The organism is Bartonella sp. CL71SXKL, assembly GCF_042194935.1.
In the GTDB taxonomy this organism is placed as follows: Bacteria; Pseudomonadota; Alphaproteobacteria; order Rhizobiales; family Rhizobiaceae; genus Bartonella.
Genome location: NZ_JBHINI010000042.1, coordinates 1784 through 4583, shown reverse-complemented (window position 1 = coordinate 4583; position 2800 = coordinate 1784). Strand labels below are relative to the sequence as shown.

The following is a 2800-nucleotide window of genomic DNA, read 5'->3' as shown; positions in this document are numbered from 1 at the left end:
ATATTGATTTTATTGCCGCCTCTTTCCGCACCAATAGTAATAAGACCCATCCTATCCTGCTTAACAAGGCTATCACTCACTACATTCGTAATCTCTTTGCTGATCTCATTTTTTACATTCGTAACAGAATTACCAACTCCAGCCAAAGCATCCGCCACATTGCCATAGTCTATCTCTTCAGAGTTACCATCATCCTTAACTGTCTTAACCTTAAAACTTGGAGCTTTCCATTGTCCTTGCTCATCATAACCTGCACCTCCACCAAAATACGTCGCAAATGTCTTATTCATTGAATAAAGCTGACCACCCGTGACAGCATCCGTTGAATTAGCGGTAATCTCACCATTTGCTAGAAACGTAATTCTACTGTTTTCTTGTGTTCTTACAGCTCTGCCTTTTTCTTCTTTGCTCTTTTCATGACGTGCTACAAAGGCATTAGCTTTATCGTTCCATAACAAAGCATCACCTTTAACTTGCTGAGTAATATTCGTTATGTTTTTAGTAAGTTCGCTAAACTTATTTGTTACATTATCATTGACATTCTTGATATTGCTATCAAGCTGGCTTTTGTTAACAGCGTCATTATTGTTCTTTGCTTCCCCAACACCAGAAATTATCCGATCAGCACCGCTTTCATTTGCAATATTGATTTCTGCGCCACCTACTTTTGCACCAATAGTGAGACGACTCGTTGTCTTATCTTGCTGAACAAAGCTCTCGCTTTCCACTTTGGTAATCACATTATTAACCTGTTCAGTCAATTTATTCTGAACATTCGTGATAGAACTTCCAACACCGGCAAGTGCATCTGCTACATCAGGATAATCCTTATCTTTAGATCCACCATCAGCATCGAAGGTTTTAAGCGTGAATGTAGGGGCTGTCCAAATGCCATCTTTATAACTAGCACCACCACCAAAATATTTGACTACATTCTCAGATGCTGTTTTGAGATCACTTGTTACAGTCGTAACATTTTTATTTGTTTCAAAAAGCTGGGAACCATTTACTGCTTCATTTGAAGCTGCTGTGAGCGCGCCATTCTTTATACCTGTAAGAGTACGCTTTTCATTTTTGTTGTTGGCAATATCAATTTTATCACCATCTGTTTCTTTTCCAATACTGATGTGTCTCGTTTCTACATTCTGTTTAACGAAGCTACTGGCTGCTACTTGTTCTTTGACATCTTTTAATTGCGAAAAATTCACCGCATCGGTGCTTTCAGTACCCTTTGCCACTCCTGTTATCTTTTTACCCCCAGCGTCTATCCCAGAAATGATTATTTTCGGTCCACCAGAAATCACTAAGCCTGTTGCGTCTAAGATATTGTTTCCTGTTTGTATTTTATCGACTATGACACTCCTGGCGAGATCAAATTTTATATTATTGTCTTTATCGCCCTTTGTAACCGTGAGATTTGTACTTCCAGCAGAAAAATCTACTTCATCGTCTATAAGAACGGTCTCGCCATTTTCACCGCCAACAGACAATTTCCAACCGTTTTTTCTTACAACTTCTTCCAAATCTTTTAACTGTCCAAGATTAACTGCATCGGTAGGTTCACTACCAGCTGCTACGCCTGTAATTTGTCGCGTTATACCCTTAGCAAAATTACCAACACTAACTGCGCCCTGCGTACTTTTCCATTGCGCCTCGGCGCTTTGTGAAGGACCCTGCAACAAAGAAGTGTAACCCAAAGCAGAGGCAGCCCTATCAGATACAGAATCGCTTCCTAGAGCAACACTTCCTTCTGCCGTTGCTTCTGAATAAAAACCCAAAGCAGTAGCATACTTTGCGGCTGACTTTGCACGATGTCCTATAGCAGTCGTAGCATATTCCAAAGCTTTAGAAACAGAACCAACAGCCGTTGAATAATCAGCCTTTGCAATTGTATGGTCGTCTGGCCCAATCGATTCATTATATTCGGAACCTATCGCGATACTGTCTTTGCCTAAAGCATAAGCCATGTAGCCTATAGCAATGCTATCCACTTCCTTTGATACCCGCGCTTGATAACCTATAGCAATACCACGGCTCCCCTCCTTCTCTACCTGTGCCTCAGTACCTATAGCTATCGAATGCTGATTAAACGTTTTTGCCTCACTACCTATAGCAATACTATACAGCGCCTCCTTTGCTGCAGATGCATTGTAACCAAGAACAATCCCCTTTTCTGCGTAATTCTTCGCGCCGTAACCAAGAGCCAACGCAGATTCGCCATCAGCTTTTGCGCCAGCACCAAGAGCGACTGAATTTTCTGCATCAGCTATAGGATCTGCAAAATCTTTGCCAGTAGTGTTAATTTTTAAACCTTTTATAACCGCTGCTTCTTGTGCTGCTTTTAGCTGTGCAAAATTCACCGCATCGGTGCTTTCAGTACCCGTTGCCACTCCAGTTATCTTGTTACCTCCAGCATCAATACCTCCGGTGGTTATTTTCGGACCATTGGCAATCACTAAGCCTGTTGCATCTAGGGTATTGCTTCCTGCAGTTACTTTATTGACTGCAATATCCTTGGCTAGATCAAATTTTATATTATTGTCATCTTTGCCTTTGCTAATTTGAAGATTTTCACTTGCCGCTGATAAATCGATCTTGCTCTCTATACCAATAGTTGTAGCATCTGCACCACCAACAGACAGCTGCCAACCTTTATCTACGTAATTTTGTAATGACTTTATCTGCGCAACATTTACTGCATCAGTCAGTTCAGAACCAGCTGCTACCCCTATAATTTGTCGCGTTCCCTTCTCGCTGAGATTACCAACACTCATGGCACCATAAACACTCTTCCATTGAA

The 2800-nt window shown here is 41.3% G+C and carries 1 pseudogene; it reads right to left on the bottom strand.

Going from position 1 to position 2800, the window contains the following annotated elements:
- Positions 1-2774: pseudogene (locus tag ACFILA_RS09075) on the bottom strand (hypothetical protein); the annotation flags it as partial.
- Positions 2775-2800: the final 26 nt, after the last annotated feature.